The 14,445-nt window shown below is 56.1% G+C and carries 16 protein-coding genes and 1 rRNA gene (1 of these 17 cut by a window edge); 9 read left to right on the forward strand and 8 right to left on the reverse strand.

Annotation, left to right across the window (positions count from 1 at the left end; translation table 11 throughout):
- Positions 1–7: 7 nt before the first annotated feature.
- From accA to tilS, 4 genes are all read left to right on the forward strand, one after another.
- Positions 8–967, forward strand: a complete 960-nt coding sequence (gene accA / locus IAE50_RS07145) for an acetyl-CoA carboxylase carboxyl transferase subunit alpha (RefSeq protein ID WP_023480513.1) — start codon at positions 8–10, stop codon at positions 965–967.
- A 111-nt stretch (positions 968–1,078) separates the two neighbouring features.
- Positions 1,079–3,217 carry a lysine decarboxylase LdcC gene (locus IAE50_RS07150; protein WP_094419398.1) on the forward strand — a complete coding sequence of 713 codons (2,139 nt, stop codon included), beginning with the start codon at positions 1,079–1,081 and terminating at the stop codon, positions 3,215–3,217.
- 58 nt (positions 3,218–3,275) lie between these two features.
- Positions 3,276–3,665, forward strand: a complete 390-nt coding sequence (locus tag IAE50_RS07155; protein WP_042711996.1) for a VOC family protein — start codon at positions 3,276–3,278, stop codon at positions 3,663–3,665.
- An 18-nt stretch (positions 3,666–3,683) separates the two neighbouring features.
- Positions 3,684–5,024, forward strand: coding sequence for a tRNA lysidine(34) synthetase TilS (tilS, locus tag IAE50_RS07160; protein WP_375286605.1), 1,341 nt, complete (start codon positions 3,684–3,686; stop codon positions 5,022–5,024).
- Positions 5,025–5,049: 25 nt separating this feature from the next.
- On the opposite strand, the gene rof is transcribed toward tilS, so the two are convergent.
- Both rof and IAE50_RS07170 read right to left on the reverse strand, forming a co-directional pair.
- Positions 5,050–5,310 carry a Rho-binding antiterminator gene (rof, locus tag IAE50_RS07165; RefSeq protein WP_023480196.1) on the reverse strand — a complete coding sequence of 87 codons (261 nt, stop codon included), beginning with the start codon at positions 5,308–5,310 and terminating at the stop codon, positions 5,050–5,052.
- Positions 5,297–5,497 carry a YaeP family protein gene (locus IAE50_RS07170; protein ID WP_023480353.1) on the reverse strand — a complete coding sequence of 67 codons (201 nt, stop codon included), beginning with the start codon at positions 5,495–5,497 and terminating at the stop codon, positions 5,297–5,299. Before IAE50_RS07170 ends, rof begins: the two co-directional genes overlap by 14 nt.
- Before the next feature lie 194 nt (positions 5,498–5,691).
- Between IAE50_RS07170 and IAE50_RS07175 the strand changes: the two genes are divergently transcribed.
- Genes IAE50_RS07175 through nlpE form a run of 3 tightly spaced genes read left to right on the forward strand, consistent with a single transcriptional unit; the run spans position 5,692 to position 7,386 of the window.
- Positions 5,692–6,237 (forward strand): YaeQ family protein, encoded by a 546-nt coding sequence (locus tag IAE50_RS07175; protein WP_076768868.1) that lies wholly within the window; start codon positions 5,692–5,694, stop codon positions 6,235–6,237.
- Positions 6,234–6,659, forward strand: coding sequence for an alternative ribosome rescue aminoacyl-tRNA hydrolase ArfB (gene arfB, locus IAE50_RS07180; RefSeq protein ID WP_076768867.1), 426 nt, complete (start codon positions 6,234–6,236; stop codon positions 6,657–6,659). The genes IAE50_RS07175 and arfB overlap by 4 nt, the downstream gene beginning before the upstream one ends.
- Before the next feature lie 31 nt (positions 6,660–6,690).
- The gene (gene nlpE / locus IAE50_RS07185) at positions 6,691–7,386 is read left to right on the forward strand and encodes an envelope stress response activation lipoprotein NlpE (protein WP_200579911.1); all 696 of its coding nucleotides are present in this window, start codon (positions 6,691–6,693) and stop codon (positions 7,384–7,386) included.
- Between the two features lie 49 nt (positions 7,387–7,435).
- On the opposite strand, the gene proS is transcribed toward nlpE, so the two are convergent.
- The 6 genes from proS to metN form a co-directional block, all read right to left on the reverse strand.
- Positions 7,436–9,154 (reverse strand): proline--tRNA ligase, encoded by a 1,719-nt coding sequence (proS, locus tag IAE50_RS07190; protein ID WP_200579912.1) that lies wholly within the window; start codon positions 9,152–9,154, stop codon positions 7,436–7,438.
- A 109-nt stretch (positions 9,155–9,263) separates the two neighbouring features.
- Positions 9,264–9,971, reverse strand: coding sequence for a tRNA (N6-threonylcarbamoyladenosine(37)-N6)-methyltransferase TrmO (gene tsaA, locus IAE50_RS07195; protein ID WP_200579913.1), 708 nt, complete (start codon positions 9,969–9,971; stop codon positions 9,264–9,266).
- Positions 9,968–10,375: an Rcs stress response system protein RcsF gene (rcsF, locus tag IAE50_RS07200; RefSeq protein WP_200579914.1), complete on the reverse strand. Its 408-nt coding sequence runs from the start codon at positions 10,373–10,375 to the stop codon at positions 9,968–9,970. The genes tsaA and rcsF overlap by 4 nt, the downstream gene beginning before the upstream one ends.
- A gap of 107 nt (positions 10,376–10,482) precedes the next feature.
- A complete protein-coding gene (locus IAE50_RS07205; RefSeq protein WP_042713897.1) occupies positions 10,483–11,298 on the reverse strand; it encodes a MetQ/NlpA family lipoprotein in 816 nt (271 codons plus the stop codon).
- 40 nt (positions 11,299–11,338) lie between these two features.
- Complete coding sequence (locus IAE50_RS07210) at positions 11,339–11,992, reverse strand: methionine ABC transporter permease MetI (RefSeq protein ID WP_042713899.1); 654 nt, start codon at positions 11,990–11,992, stop codon at positions 11,339–11,341.
- Positions 11,985–13,016, reverse strand: a complete 1,032-nt coding sequence (gene metN, locus IAE50_RS07215) for a methionine ABC transporter ATP-binding protein MetN (RefSeq protein WP_200579915.1) — start codon at positions 13,014–13,016, stop codon at positions 11,985–11,987. Before metN ends, IAE50_RS07210 begins: the two co-directional genes overlap by 8 nt.
- Before the next feature lie 192 nt (positions 13,017–13,208).
- Between metN and gmhB the strand changes: the two genes are divergently transcribed.
- Both gmhB and IAE50_RS07225 read left to right on the forward strand, forming a co-directional pair.
- Positions 13,209–13,775, forward strand: coding sequence for a D-glycero-beta-D-manno-heptose 1,7-bisphosphate 7-phosphatase (gene gmhB, locus IAE50_RS07220; RefSeq protein WP_076768864.1), 567 nt, complete (start codon positions 13,209–13,211; stop codon positions 13,773–13,775).
- A gap of 367 nt (positions 13,776–14,142) precedes the next feature.
- A 16S ribosomal RNA gene (locus tag IAE50_RS07225) occupies positions 14,143–14,445 on the forward strand; it runs 1,239 nt beyond the window's last position.

The raw sequence follows: 14,445 nt of genomic DNA on the forward strand, positions 1-14,445 counted from the left end.
GAATACTATGAGTCTGAATTTCCTTGATTTCGAACAGCCGATTGCTGAGCTGGAAGCGAAAATCGATTCTCTGACCGCCGTTGGCCGTCAGGATGAAAAACTGGATATTAACATCGACGAAGAGGTGCATCGTCTACGTGAAAAGAGCGTAGAGCTGACACGTAAAATCTTTGCCGATCTCGGTGCCTGGCAGGTTGCACAGTTAGCCCGCCATCCGCTGCGTCCATACACCCTGGATTATGTTCGCCTGGCGTTCGACGAATTTGACGAGCTGGCCGGCGACCGCGCCTATGCTGACGATAAAGCTATCGTTGGCGGCATCGCGCGTCTGGATGGTCGCCCGGTGATGATCATTGGTCATCAAAAAGGCCGTGAAACGAAAGAGAAGATTCGCCGTAACTTCGGTATGCCAGCGCCGGAAGGGTATCGTAAAGCGCTGCGTCTGATGGAGATGGCGGAACGCTTTAACATGCCGATCATCACCTTCATCGACACGCCGGGTGCGTATCCGGGCGTGGGCGCGGAAGAGCGCGGCCAGTCTGAAGCGATTGCCCGCAACCTGCGTGAAATGTCTCGCCTGAGCGTGCCGGTTATCTGCACCGTGATTGGCGAAGGCGGCTCCGGCGGCGCGCTGGCCATTGGCGTTGGCGACAAGGTCAATATGCTGCAGTACAGCACCTACTCGGTGATCTCCCCGGAAGGTTGCGCCTCGATCCTGTGGAAAAGCGCGGACAAAGCACCGCTGGCGGCCGATGCAATGGGCATCATCGCACCGCGTCTGAAAGAGCTGAAACTGATCGACTCTATCATTCCGGAACCGCTGGGTGGCGCGCACCGCAACCCGGAAGCGATTGCCGCTTCGCTGAAAGCGCAGCTGCTGGCAGATCTCGCCGATCTGGAAGGGCTGAGCAAAGACGATCTGCGCAACCGCCGTTACCAGCGTCTGATGAGCTACGGCTACGCCTGATAGCGAAACGCTGTGTAAAGCGCGATAATGAGCCGCACCCTGGGTGCGGCTTTTTTTATACCTGCTGTTTACCTCAACTATGCTTAGCTAAGGTTTTTAACGGAGGTAGTTGTGAATATTATTGCCATCATGGGACCCCATGGCGTTTTCTACAAAGATGAGCCGATTAAGGAGCTGGAACAGGCCTTACAGGCACAGGGCTTTCAGATCATCTGGCCGAGAAACAGCACCGACTTACTGAAATTTATCGAACACAACCCCCGCATCTGCGGCGTGATCTTTGACTGGGACGAGTACAACCTCGACCTGTGCTGCGAGATCAACCAGCTTAACGAATACCTCCCGCTCTACGGTTTTATCAATACTCACTCGACGATGGATGTCAGCGCCCAGGATATGCGTATGGCGCTGTGGTTCTTCGAATATGCGCTGAGCGTGGCGGATGATATTGCGACGCGCATCGCGCAATACACCAAAGAGTACCTGGAAAACATTACGCCGCCCTTTACCCGGGCGCTGTTTACCTACGTTAAAGAGGGGAAGTACACCTTCTGTACGCCAGGGCATATGGCGGGCACCGCTTATCAGAAAAGCCCGGTCGGCTGTCTCTTCTATGACTTCTTCGGCGGCAATACGCTGAAAGCGGATGTCTCGATCTCGGTGACGGAGCTCGGATCGCTGCTCGATCACACCGGCCCGCATCTTGAGGCGGAGGAGTATATCGCTCGTACCTTTGGTGCCGAGCAGAGCTATATGGTGACGAACGGCACCTCCACCTCAAATAAGATTGTCGGCATGTACGCCGCACCAACCGGCAGCACGCTGCTTATTGACCGTAACTGCCACAAATCCCTGGCTCACCTGCTGATGATGAGCGATGTCACGCCGCTGTGGCTGAAACCGGGACGCAACGCGCTGGGCATTCTTGGCGGTATTCCGCGCCGTGAATTTACCTCAGCCAGCATTGAGCAGAAGATCGTTGCCACGCCGGGCGCAAGCTGGCCGGTGCATGCGGTGATCACCAACTCCACCTATGATGGCCTGCTCTACAACACCGACTGGATCAAGAAGACACTGGATGTGCCGTCGATTCATTTCGACTCCGCCTGGGTTCCCTATACCAACTTCCACCCGATCTACGCCGGGAAAAGCGGTATGAGCGGCGAGCGTGTGCCGGGAAAAGTCTTCTATGAAACTCAGTCGACGCACAAAATGTTGGCCGCCTTCTCGCAGGCGTCGCTGATTCATATCAAAGGTGAATATGACGAAGATGCTTTTAACGAAGCCTTTATGATGCATACCACCACCTCGCCAAGTTACCCGCTGGTTGCCTCGATCGAAACGGCGGCGGCGATGCTGCGCGGCAACCCCGGCAAGCGGCTGATTAACCGCTCCGTGGAGCGCGCGCTACACTTCCGCAAAGAGGTCCAGCGGCTGAAAGAGGAGGCCGATGGCTGGTTCTTTGATATCTGGCAACCGGAAGAGATTGATGAAGCGGAGTGCTGGCCGGTAGCGCCCGGTGCGGATTGGCACGGTTTTCGCGAAGCTGACGAGGATCATATGTTCCTCGATCCGGTGAAGGTAACGATCCTGACGCCGGGTATGGATGAGGTCGGCAATATGGGCGACGAAGGGATCCCGGCAGCGCTGGTGGCGAAGTTCCTCGATGAGCGCGGCGTAGTGGTGGAGAAAACCGGGCCCTATAACCTGCTGTTTCTCTTCAGTATCGGCATTGATAAAACGCGGGCGATGGGCCTGCTGCGCGGCCTGATGGAGTTTAAGCGCGCCTACGATCTCAACCTGCGGGTGCGCAATATGCTGCCGGATCTCTACGCAGAAGATCCCGACTTCTACCGCAATATGCGCATTCAGGATCTGGCGCAGGGGATCCATAAGCTGATCCGCCAGCACGATCTGCCGCGCCTGATGTTGCAGGCCTTCGACGTGTTGCCGGAGATGAAACTAACGCCACATCAGGCGTGGCAGCGACAGGTGCGTGGCGATGTTGAAACGGTGGCGCTGGAAGCGCTCATCGGCCGTGTTTCCGCCAATATGATCCTGCCTTATCCGCCGGGCGTGCCGCTGGTGATGCCGGGCGAGATGATCACCGAGCAGAGCCGGGCAGTGCTCGATTTCCTGCTGATGCTCTGTGCCATTGGCCGCCACTATCCGGGATTCGAAACGGATATTCACGGTGCAAAACGGGACGAAGAGGGGTGTTATTACGTCAGAGTCCTAAAAACGCGCTGAATGGTTGCGGGCGTTTCGCGGCGGGCGTAACGTTCTGGCATCAAAAAAAGGAGAGATTATGCTGGGTTTAAAACAGGTTCACCATATCGCCATCATTGCGACGGATTATGCGAAGAGCAAAGCCTTCTACTGCGACATCCTCGGTTTTACGCTGCTCAGTGAAGTCTATCGCGAAGCGCGCGACTCATGGAAAGGCGATCTGGCGCTTAACGGGCAGTACGTTATCGAGCTTTTCTCCTTTCCGTTCCCGCCCGCGCGCCCCAGCCGGCCGGAAGCCTGCGGGCTACGCCACCTGGCGTTCAGCGTCGATGATATTGACCAGGCAGTTGCCCATCTCACTGCCCAGGGCGTGGCGTGTGAAGAGATTCGCATCGACCCCTGCACCGATAAACGCTTCACCTTTTTTAACGATCCCGACGGCCTGCCGCTGGAGCTTTACCAGCAGTAAGGCTTGCCACTTCTGTGAATGCCCGGTAACGTGCCGGGCATTGTTCCCGTGTTAACACTCACTATGACCACGCCACTGCTTCTCTCGTTGCCAACCGAATCACGCCAGTTTCTGGTGGCGTTCAGCGGCGGGCTCGACTCCACCGTTTTGCTGCATCAACTGTGGCTCTGGCGTGAAGATCGCCCCGATGTGCAGCTGCGCGCAATTCATGTGCATCACGGTTTAAGCCCGAATGCCGATCGCTGGGCAGCGCACTGCGAGTCACTGTGTGAACGCTGGCAGATCCCGCTATCAACCGTTCGCGTCGCGCTGGTGGATGAAGGGAAGGGGATTGAGGCGCAGGCGCGTACCGCCCGCTATCAGGCATTTCGCGAAGCCCTGCTGCCGGGTGAGGTGCTTGTCACCGCGCAGCATCTTGACGATCAAGCTGAAACGGTGCTCTTAGCGCTTAAACGCGGTAGCGGGCCTGCCGGGCTGGCTGCGATGCCGCAGAGCCTGCCGTTTGGCGATACGCAGCTGATCCGCCCGTTGCTCAACCAGAGCCGGGCGTCCCTTGAGCAGTGGGCGCGCGATCATCATCTCAGCTGGATCGAGGATGAGAGCAACGCCGACACACGCTTCGATCGCAACTTCCTGCGCCAGGCAATTCTTCCTCTGTTAAATGCCCGCTGGCCGCACTTTGCCGACGCGGCAGCGCGCAGTGCCGCGCTGTGCGGTGAACAGGAACAGTTACTTGATGAACTGCTGGCGGAGTCGTTATCAACCGTCACCACCGCAGAGGGGGCGCTGACGATTGCACCTCTCACCGCTTACAGCGATGCGCGGCGGCGGGCGCTTTTACGCCGCTGGCTGGCGCAGCGTGGGTCGATGATGCCTTCGCGGGCGATGCTCGATCGCCTGTGGCAAGAGGCGGCGCTCGCCCGGGAAGATGCGGTTCCGTGCCTGCGCGTTGGTGATGATGAGGTGCGGCGCTATCAGGGGTGTTTATGGTGGGTGAAACGCACCGCGCATCCGCGTGATGCCGAGCTTGCATGGCCTGCGCCTTTCGCCGCGCTCACTTTGCCGCAGGGATTGGGAGCTTTGTCGTTGCTCTCCGGCGGTGAGTTACGCGCACCCGCTGTCGATGAAGCGGTTTCAGTGCGCTTTCAGGCGTCCGGCCTGATCCACATTGTGGGTCGGCACGGCGGGCGCAAGCTGAAAAAAATCTGGCAGGAGCTGGGCGTTCCCCCATGGCAGCGCGATGCTACGCCGCTGCTCTTTTATGGCGATACGCTGATTGCGGCGGCCGATCGGTTTGTAACGCAGGAAGGGATAAAAGAGGCAGGGCAGACGGGCGTGCGTCTGGTGTGGCAAAGATAGCGGGCAGCGATGCTGCCCGCACTGTTCAGGACTCGCTCACCACTACGGTGCCGATTTCGGGATGGCTGAAGCTGGCGATTCTGTCCAGACGCAGTTCTCGGGTCTCCCCGGCGGCGTCAATCACCAGATACTCAACGTTTTTACGTAACAGCAGATCGTTCGCTTTGGCGCTGAGTACCTCGCCATCTTTCATTTCCAGCTTCAATAAAAGATGATGCTGGCAGGCGAGTTCAAGATTGTCATAATCATCACAATTGATGGGTTGATAGGCATCATTTATTGACATAATCGCTCACCAGTAAGTTCGCGGCAGCATAAGCTGCCTTATCCCTGACCGACTCTGAAAGGGTGTCATCCGACGCCATTTCATTCAAGACCTTCAATACGCACCCCAGCGCGTCCGGGATATACCCTACATCTCCGCTGGCGATTTCCGCATAACGTTTGCGCACTAGCTCACAATAATTATCCACATCACCTCCTGCCAGTCTCCCGGCTTTACTGTGAGATAACACTAAGCCTACGAAGTTAACCTCTGTTTAGCAAGGTGACTATACCATAGCTTGTTTACCATTATCAGAGTGATGAATAACGCTCGCGGCAAGAGATAACAGCGCTTTATGCTTATTTTCGCTACAATGGCGGCCATTTTATGAAGGAGGATGTAATGGCGTTAAAAGCGACAATTTATAAGGCGACGGTGAATGTAGCCGACATGGATCGGAACCAGTTTTTAGATGCCGCCCTGACGCTGGCCCGTCATCCTTCAGAAACGCAGGAGCGCATGATGCTGCGCCTGCTGGCCTGGATAAAGTATGCCGACGAGCGGCTGCAGTTTACGCGTGGGCTGAGCGCTGATGATGAGCCGGAAGCGTGGCTGCGCAATGACTACCTCGGGATCGATCTGTGGATTGAGCTTGGCCTACCCGATGAAAAGCGGCTGAAGAAGGCGTGCAACCAAGCAAAAGAGGTGGCGCTCTTTACCTATAACTCACGGGCGGCGAATATCTGGTGGCAGCAAAACCAGGCGCGCTGCGCAACCTTCAGCAATTTAAGTATCTGGTATCTGGATGACGCACAGCTGGCAGCGCTCAGCGCATTTGCCGACGATCGCACCATGAATCTGCAGGCGACGCTGCAGGATGGCGCAATCTGGCTCTCTGATGCCACGCAAAATGTGGAGTTCCATTTTGAAACCTGGCAGCAACCATGATTGAGATCTCCCGCTCCGTCTCCCTGCCTGAGGATGAGCTGGATATCACCGCCGTGCGCTCGCAGGGCGCGGGCGGGCAGCACGTCAACAAAAGCTCAACCGCTATTCATCTGCGTTTTGACATTCGCGCCTCCAGCCTGCCAGAGTATTACAAGGCGCGCCTGCTGGAGGTGTCGCACCATTTGATAAGCCAGGATGGCTGGATCGTCATCAAAGCGCAGGAGTATCGCAGCCAGGAGATGAATCGCGAAGCGGCGATAGCCCGCCTGGTGGCGTTGATTAAAGAGTTAACCGTAGTGCAGAAAAGCCGCCGGGCCACGCGCCCGACCCGCGCCTCGAAAGAGCGGCGGTTATCGACGAAATCACAAAAGTCGACGGTCAAATCTCTGCGCGGCAAAGTCCGTCGCCATGACGGCGGATAAACAGAAAGAGAACGAGCATAAGGAAACGAGTGTGAACAGAGCGATTTTAGCCGTTGCGGCAGGGTGTACCCTCTTTGCCCTTTTCGGCTGTAATAACCGTAACGAGACAGAGATGGTGCAGCCGACCCAGGTCGAAGAGCTGAAACCGATGCAGCAGAGCTGGCGCGGTGTGTTGCCCTGCGCGGATTGTGAAGGTATTGAAACCTCGCTGTTTCTGCAAAAAGATGGCAGTTGGGTAATGAACCAGCGTTACCAGGGCGGGAAAGCGCCATCGGTATTCGGCACCTATGGCAACTGGGCGCGCACGGCGGATAAATTAGTCCTTACCGATAGCCAGGGCGACAAAACCTATTTCCGTGCGAAGGGGGAAGCGCTGGAGATGCTGGATCAGGAGGGTAACCCGATTGAATCGTCGCTCAACTACACCCTGCAGCCGGTAGAAGCGCCACTGCCAACCACGCCAATGGCGATGCGCGGCATGTATAAATATATGGCGGATGCGGCGGTCTTTACCGATTGCGCGACCGGAAAAGAGGTGGCGGTCGCCAGCAACGCGCAGCTTGAGCGTGATTATGCGGCGGCGCGCGGCACGGAGCTGAAACCGATTCTGCTGGTGGTGGAGGGGCATTTTGCGCTGGAGCCGAACCCGGATACCGGTGCGGCGCAGAAAGTGCTGGTGACCAATAACAAAGGCAAATTCAGCGCGGATAAAGGCTGCGATGAGTAGTCTCTGACAGCATAAAAAAAGCCCCGTTTAACGGGGCTTTTTTATTGGCTTAGCCTTTGATGGCTTTTACCAGGTAATCCAGCACATCGCCGGTTTTGATCATCTGCTTCTCGCCGCTGCGACGATATTTGTATTCGATATCGTCATTGTCGAGGTTGCGATCGCCGATCACCACGGTGTGCGGAATACCGATCAGTTCCATATCAGCAAACATCACGCCCGGGCGCTCTTTACGATCGTCCATCAGCACTTCAATACCCTGCGCACGCAGATCGGCATAGAGTTTTTCTGCCAGCTCCTGCACACGGTAGGACTTGTGCATATTCATCGGCAGAATGGCAACCTGGAACGGAGCAATTGCATCCGGCCAGATGATGCCGCGATCGTCGTGGTTCTGCTCAATGGCAGCCGCGACAACGCGCGTCACGCCGATACCGTAGCAGCCCATGGTCAGGATCTGGTTGCGGCCATCTTCACCCTGTACGGCGGCGTTCAGCGCCTCAGAGTATTTGGTGCCGAGCTGGAAGATATGACCCACTTCGATACCGCGTTTGATCAGTAGGGTGCCTTTGCCATCCGGGCTTGGATCGCCTGCTACCACGTTGCGGATATCCGCCACTTCCGGCGTTGCCACGTCGCGATCCCAGTTGATGCCAAAGTAGTGTTTGCCATCGATGTTCGCGCCCGCAGAGAAGTCGCTCATGGCGGCAACGGTACGGTCAATCACTACCGGGGTCGGCAGGTTAACCGGGCCGAGCGAACCCGGGCCGGCGTTGACCAGCGCGCGGATCTCTTCTTCGGTGGCGAAGGTCAGCGGGCTGGCAACCTGCGGCAGTTTTTCCGCTTTCACTTCGTTCAGCTCGTGATCGCCACGCACCAGCAGCGCAATCAGCGGCGCGCTGGCACCCTCTTCGGCTTTCACCAGCAGGGTTTTAACGGTCTTCTCAATCGGCAGGTTGAACTGATCAACCAGCTCGGCGATGGTCTTCGCATTTGGCGTATCGACCAGCGTCATCTCCTGCGTGGCAGCCGCGCGCGGCGCTTTCGGTGCCAGCGCTTCGGCAAACTCAATGTTGGCTGCGAAATCGGAGGAGTCAGAGAAGATCACATCATCTTCGCCGCTCTGCGCCAGCACCTGGAACTCGTGGGATGCGCTACCGCCGATGGAGCCGGTGTCTGCCTGCACCGCGCGGAAATCGAGGTCCATGCGGCTGAAGATTTTGCTGTACGCGGCGTACATCGCGTCATAGGTCTCTTGCAGCGACTCCTGAGAGGTATGGAAAGAGTAAGCATCTTTCATCAGGAACTCGCGCGAGCGCATCACGCCGAAACGCGGGCGCACTTCATCGCGGAACTTGGTCTGGATCTGGAAGAAGTTCAGCGGCAGCTGTTTGTAGGAGTTCAGCTCGTTGCGGATTAGATCGGTGATCACCTCTTCGTGGGTCGGGCCGAGCACGAACGGGCGCTCGCCGCGATCGACAAAACGCAGCAGTTCCGGACCGTACTGCTCCCAGCGACCGCTCTCTTGCCACAGGTCGGCTGGCTGCACGACCGGCATGGACACCTCAATCGCACCGGCGTTGTTCATCTCTTCACGCACGATGTTTTCGACTTTTTTCAGGACGCGCAGACCGGTCGGCAACCAGGTGTACAACCCGGAGGCCAGTTTGCGGATCATCCCGGCGCGCAGCATCAGCTGGTGGCTGATCACTTCGGCGTCGGCAGGCGTCTCTTTCAGAGTAGAGAGCAAGTATTGGCTAGTACGCATGTTGTTACGGTTCCATTTGGACAATTGGAGCAGGCCGGAGGCGGCCCGACACAAAAAAGTGGTTTAGTTTATCAGCCCGGCAGAGATGCCAAAAGAGAGGGACTCAAAATTAGCGTGGTTCAAGGGCAAACACTTCAAAACCGCCGTCGACAACGCGCCAGCGGACATTTACATCATGCAGCCAGACGGCATAGGTTTTCCCCGGCTCCTCCTCTTTGCGGTAGGCCGGGCGCGGATCCTGCGACAGCACCTCCTGCACAAATGCGGCAAAGTGCGGAAAGCGTTTCTCCAGCAGGGCGAGCGACGGTGCAAGCTCAGGTGCAAAGGTTACGGCGACAGTCGCGGCGGGGGCGTGCTGCGCATAGCTTGCCTGCGCGTCGGGCAACGCTTCTGCAAAGGGGAGGTAGGGTTTGATATCAACCACCGGCGTGCCATCGACCAGGTCAAGACTACCGAGTTGCAGGATCACCTGATCTTTATGGCAGCGGATGCCCTTCAGCTCGACCAGCGACATACCGATCGGGTTGGGGCGAAACGTCGAGCGGGTGGCAAACACGCCCATGCGGGCATTGCCGCCGAGGCGCGGAGGCCGCACCGTTGGGCGCCAGCCGCCTTCCATCGTCTGATGAAAAACAAACAGCACCCACAGGTGGCTGAACGCCTCCAGGCCGCGAACCGCATCGGGCTGGTTGTAGGGCGCCAGCAAGTGAAGTTCGCCACCGCCGTGTTTCACCAGGCCAGGCTGGCGCGGGACAGCGAACTTCTCTTTGTAGGGTGAGCGAATAACGCCGATTTGCTCGAAAGCAAAATGACTCATTTGGCCGAGATATTCAGGGCTGAGCCGACACAGAGCGCCTGGCGGTAGCAGCCTGGCGTGCCGCTGGTGACTTCGCAGTTATGCAGCAGGACGGCATTCGCTTTGGCTTTTTTCGAGGCGTTGATCTGCAGGCGTTTACGGGCGGTAGGGATGTTCGGCGGTGAGTCCTGGTTGCTGGCCTGGCATGATTCGCCGGTCACTTCACCGAGATCGCGGAACGGCTTGCCGACCAGCTCTTCTGCGTTGGTAATGATGCGAACGGGAGCGGCGCGTGCGACTTTCGCTTTTTGCGGCTCTGCTTTGGGTTCCGCTGCGCTGTTCTGCACGGGTTCGACAGGTGATCTGCTTAGCAACGAACAGCCGCTCAGCATGAGTGCTAATAGACAGATCGGGAAAGCACGCATAAAAGTATCCTCACAAAAATTTTCTTAACGCCGTATTGAAACAAGGGCGTGCCCAAATGACAAGGCGGGCTTTCGCCCGCCCTGAATGATATTACAGACTGATGAGATTACCAGCCTTTCACCGCGCCGCCGTTAAAGACTTTGTTGGCGGCCTCGCTGACTTCGTCAGAGTGGAACGCCTGCACAAATTTCTTCACGTTTTCCGCGTCTTTATTATCTTCACGCGCGACGATCAGGTTTACGTACGGGGAGTTTTTGTCTTCAACAAAGATGCCGTCTTTTTCCGGGGTCAGGCCAATCTGGCTGGCATAAGTGGTGTTGATCACCGCCAGCGCAATCTGCGCATCGTCCAGTGAGCGCGGCAGTTGCGGGGCTTCCAGCTCAACAATCTTCAGGTTTTTCGGGTTTTCAGTAACGTCCAGCACCGTCGGCATCAGGCCAACGCCATCTTTCAGTTTGATCAGACCCTCTTTCTGCAGCAGCAGCAGGGCACGGCCAAGGTTGGTCGGATCGTTAGGAACGGCAACCTGAGAACCATCCTGCAGTTCAGAGATCGCTTTGATTTTTTTCGAGTAGCCAGCGATAGGGTAGACAAAGCTGTTGCCGACCGGCACCAGTTTGAAGCCGCGGTCTTTGATCTGCTGATCGAGATACGGTTTATGCTGGAAGGCGTTAACGTCGATATCGCCTTTGCTCAGTGCTTCGTTCGGCAGCACGTAGTCGTTAAAGGTGACCAGCTCAACATCGAGGCCATACTTCTCTTTTGCTACTTTCTGCGCCACTTCCGCAACTTGCTGCTCAGCACCAACAATCACACCGACTTTGATGTGATTCGGATCTTTTTCATCCGGGCCGCAGCCGACCAGCGCCAGAGAGCCGATCAGCGCGCCAACGGCGGCAAAGGTCTTGAAGTTAAAAGCCATCAGTTATTCCTTACTGTCAGAGTCGTTATGTTGTGTAACGTTATTTGTGCGTCACAGCCTGGACGATACGATCGCCCGCGAATTGAATTAAGTAAACCAAAACCACAAGCAATACTAAAACCGTGTTCATTACTAATGGGTTATAGGTGACATAGCCGTACTGAATACCTAACTGGCCAAGACCGCCCGCGCCCACGGCACCGCCCATCGCCGAGTAACCGACCAGCGTGATAAGGGTAATGGTTGCAGCATTGATCAGCCCCGGCAGTGCTTCCGGCAGCAATACTTTACGGATGATCTGCATCGGCGTAGCACCCATTGCGCGAGACGCTTCAATCAGACCTGCCGGCAGTTCAAGCAGGGCATTCTCCACCATACGGGCGATAAACGGCGCTGCGCCAACAGTCAGCGGCACGATCACCGCGTAAAGGCCAATCGATGTGCCAACGATAACGCGGGTAAAGGGGATCATCCACACCAGCAGAATAATGAAGGGGATGGAGCGGAAGATATTCACCAGCGCGGAGATCACGCGATAGAGACCTGGGTTCTGCATAATCTGGCCGGGACGGGTAACGTAAAGCAGTACCCCGAACGGCAGACCGACGGCAAAACCGAGCAGGCCGGAGGCAAAGGTCATAAACAACGTTTCCCAGATGCTGCGGGCGAAGAGCCAAATCATTGCCTCAGACATAACCGAGTACCTCTACTTTTACATGGTGTTCTTGCAGCCAGGCAATGGCCGCCTGCGTATCCTGCGCGGTGCCGTGCATTTCGGTCAGCATAATGCCGAACTTCACGCCGCCAGCGTAATCCATCTGCGCGCTGATAATGTTGTTATTCACATTGAAACGACGGGCGGTTTCCGACAGCAGCGGCGCGTCGACCGACTGGCCGGTAAACTCCATGCGCAGCATCGGAACGCTGTCCGCCTGCGGCTCAGGCTGCAAACGCTGTAGATAGTCTTCCGGGATGTCCAGATGCAGCGTCGACTGAATAAACTGCTGTGCCAGCGGCGTTTTCGGATGGGAAAAGACTTCGCTGACTGTATCCTGCTCAATCAATTCGCCATTGCTGATCACCGCCACGCAGTCGCAGATGCGCTTCACCACGTCCATCTCATGGGTGATCAACAGAATGGTCAGTCCCAGGCGGCGGTTAATGTCTTTCAATAATTCAAGAATCGAGCGGGTGGTCGCCGGGTCAAGGGCGCTGGTGGCTTCATCGCACAGCAGCACTTTTGGGTTGCTGGCTAACGCACGGGCAATGGCGACACGCTGTTTCTGCCCGCCGGAGAGGTTGGTCGGGTAGCTGTCGTGCTTATCGCCGAGGCCGACCAGATCGAGCAGCTCTTTAACGCGGCGGTTAATCTCTTCGCGCGGGGTGTTATCCAGCTCCAGCGGCAGCGCCACGTTGCCGAACACCGTGCGGGAAGCGAGCAGGTTGAAGTGCTGGAAGATCATGCCGATTTGGCGGCGCGCTTTGGTTAATTCCGCTTCAGAGAGCTGGGTCAGATCCTGACCGTCGACCAGCACGCTACCTTGTGATGGGCGCTCAAGCAGGTTTACGCAGCGAATCAGCGTACTTTTCCCTGCGCCGGATGCGCCAATCACGCCATATATTTGGCCAGCAGGCACATGCAGACTGACGTTGTTTAACGCCTGAATTTTGCGGTTTCCCTGTTGGAACACCTTGGTGATATTCGAAAGTTTAATCATTAGATTATTTTTATCGTATAAGAGTGAGCCGTGGCATTTTGTTCTGCCGGTTACGGGAAATAGCCGTAAACAGAGCGGATGGTAAGGCTTCCAGACGTCTAAATCAATGTCGCGCTGTTATGATGAGCACTTTCCTGCGTAGCGAAACATGAGATACTACGGCGCAACACGGCCTTTATCAGGAGTAAACCTTTGGCAACTTTAGTACCCGCTATTTTTCTCGATCGTGACGGCACGATTAACATCGATCACGGCTATGTTCATGAGATCGATAACTTCGAGTTTATCGATGGCGTCATTGATGCCATGCGTGAATTAAAAGCGATGGGCTATGCGCTGGTGCTCGTCACCAATCAGTCTGGTATTGCGCGTGGCTTATATAGTGAAGCGCAATTTGAAACGCTGACCGAATGGATGGACTGGTCTCTTGCCGATCGCGATGTCGATTTTGATGGTATCTACTATTGCCCGCATCATCCTGAAGCGAGCGTAGAGGAGTATCGCCAGGAGTGCGATTGCCGTAAGCCGCAGCCGGGCATGCTGATCTCTGCGCGTGACTTCCTGAACATTGATATGGCCGCTTCTTATATAGTGGGCGACAAAATGGAAGATATGCAGGCAGGTGCGGCAGCGAACGTCGGCACGAAAGTGCTGGTGCGTACCGGTAAGCCAGTGACGCCAGAGGCGGAAAAAAGTGCAGATTGGGTGCTAAATAGCCTTGCGGAGCTGCCTGCAGCGATCAAAAAGCACCAAAAATAGCCGTTATGTTGAAAAGATGAGCGGTTGAAATAAAAATGCATTTTTCCGCTTGTCATTCCTCGTAGGCTCCCTATAATGCGCCTCCATCGACACGGCGCTAAGCAAACAACAGCTTGCAGCGACGTTAAGTCGGAAGAGAAAAAATCCTGAAATTCAGGGTTGACTCTGAAAGAGGAAAGCGTAATATACGCCACCTCGCGACAGAGCGCTGAAGCGCGTCGCAACTGCTCTTTAACAATTTATCAGACAATCTGTGTGGGCACTCAGGTGACATGGATTCTTAACGTCCTCGGACGATAAATGAATACCAAGTCTCACGGGTGAACACGTAATTCATTACGGTTTAATTCGATGAGCATCAAACTTTAAATTGAAGAGTTTGATCATGGCTCAGATTGAACGCTGGCGGCAGGCCTAACACATGCAAGTCGAACGGTAACAGGAAGCAGCTTGCTGCTTTGCTGACGAGTGGCGGACGGGTGAGTAATGTCTGGGAAACTGCCTGATGGAGGGGGATAACTACTGGAAACGGTAGCTAATACCGCATAATGTCGCAAGACCAAAGAGGGGGACCTTCGGGCCTCTTGCCATCAGATGTGCCCAGATGGGATTAGCTAGTAGGTGGGGTAACGGCTCACCTAGGCGACGATCCCTAGCTGGTCTGAGAGGA

The organism is Kosakonia sp. S42 (assembly GCF_016624785.1).
In the GTDB taxonomy this organism is placed as follows: domain Bacteria; phylum Pseudomonadota; class Gammaproteobacteria; order Enterobacterales; family Enterobacteriaceae; genus Kosakonia; species Kosakonia cowanii.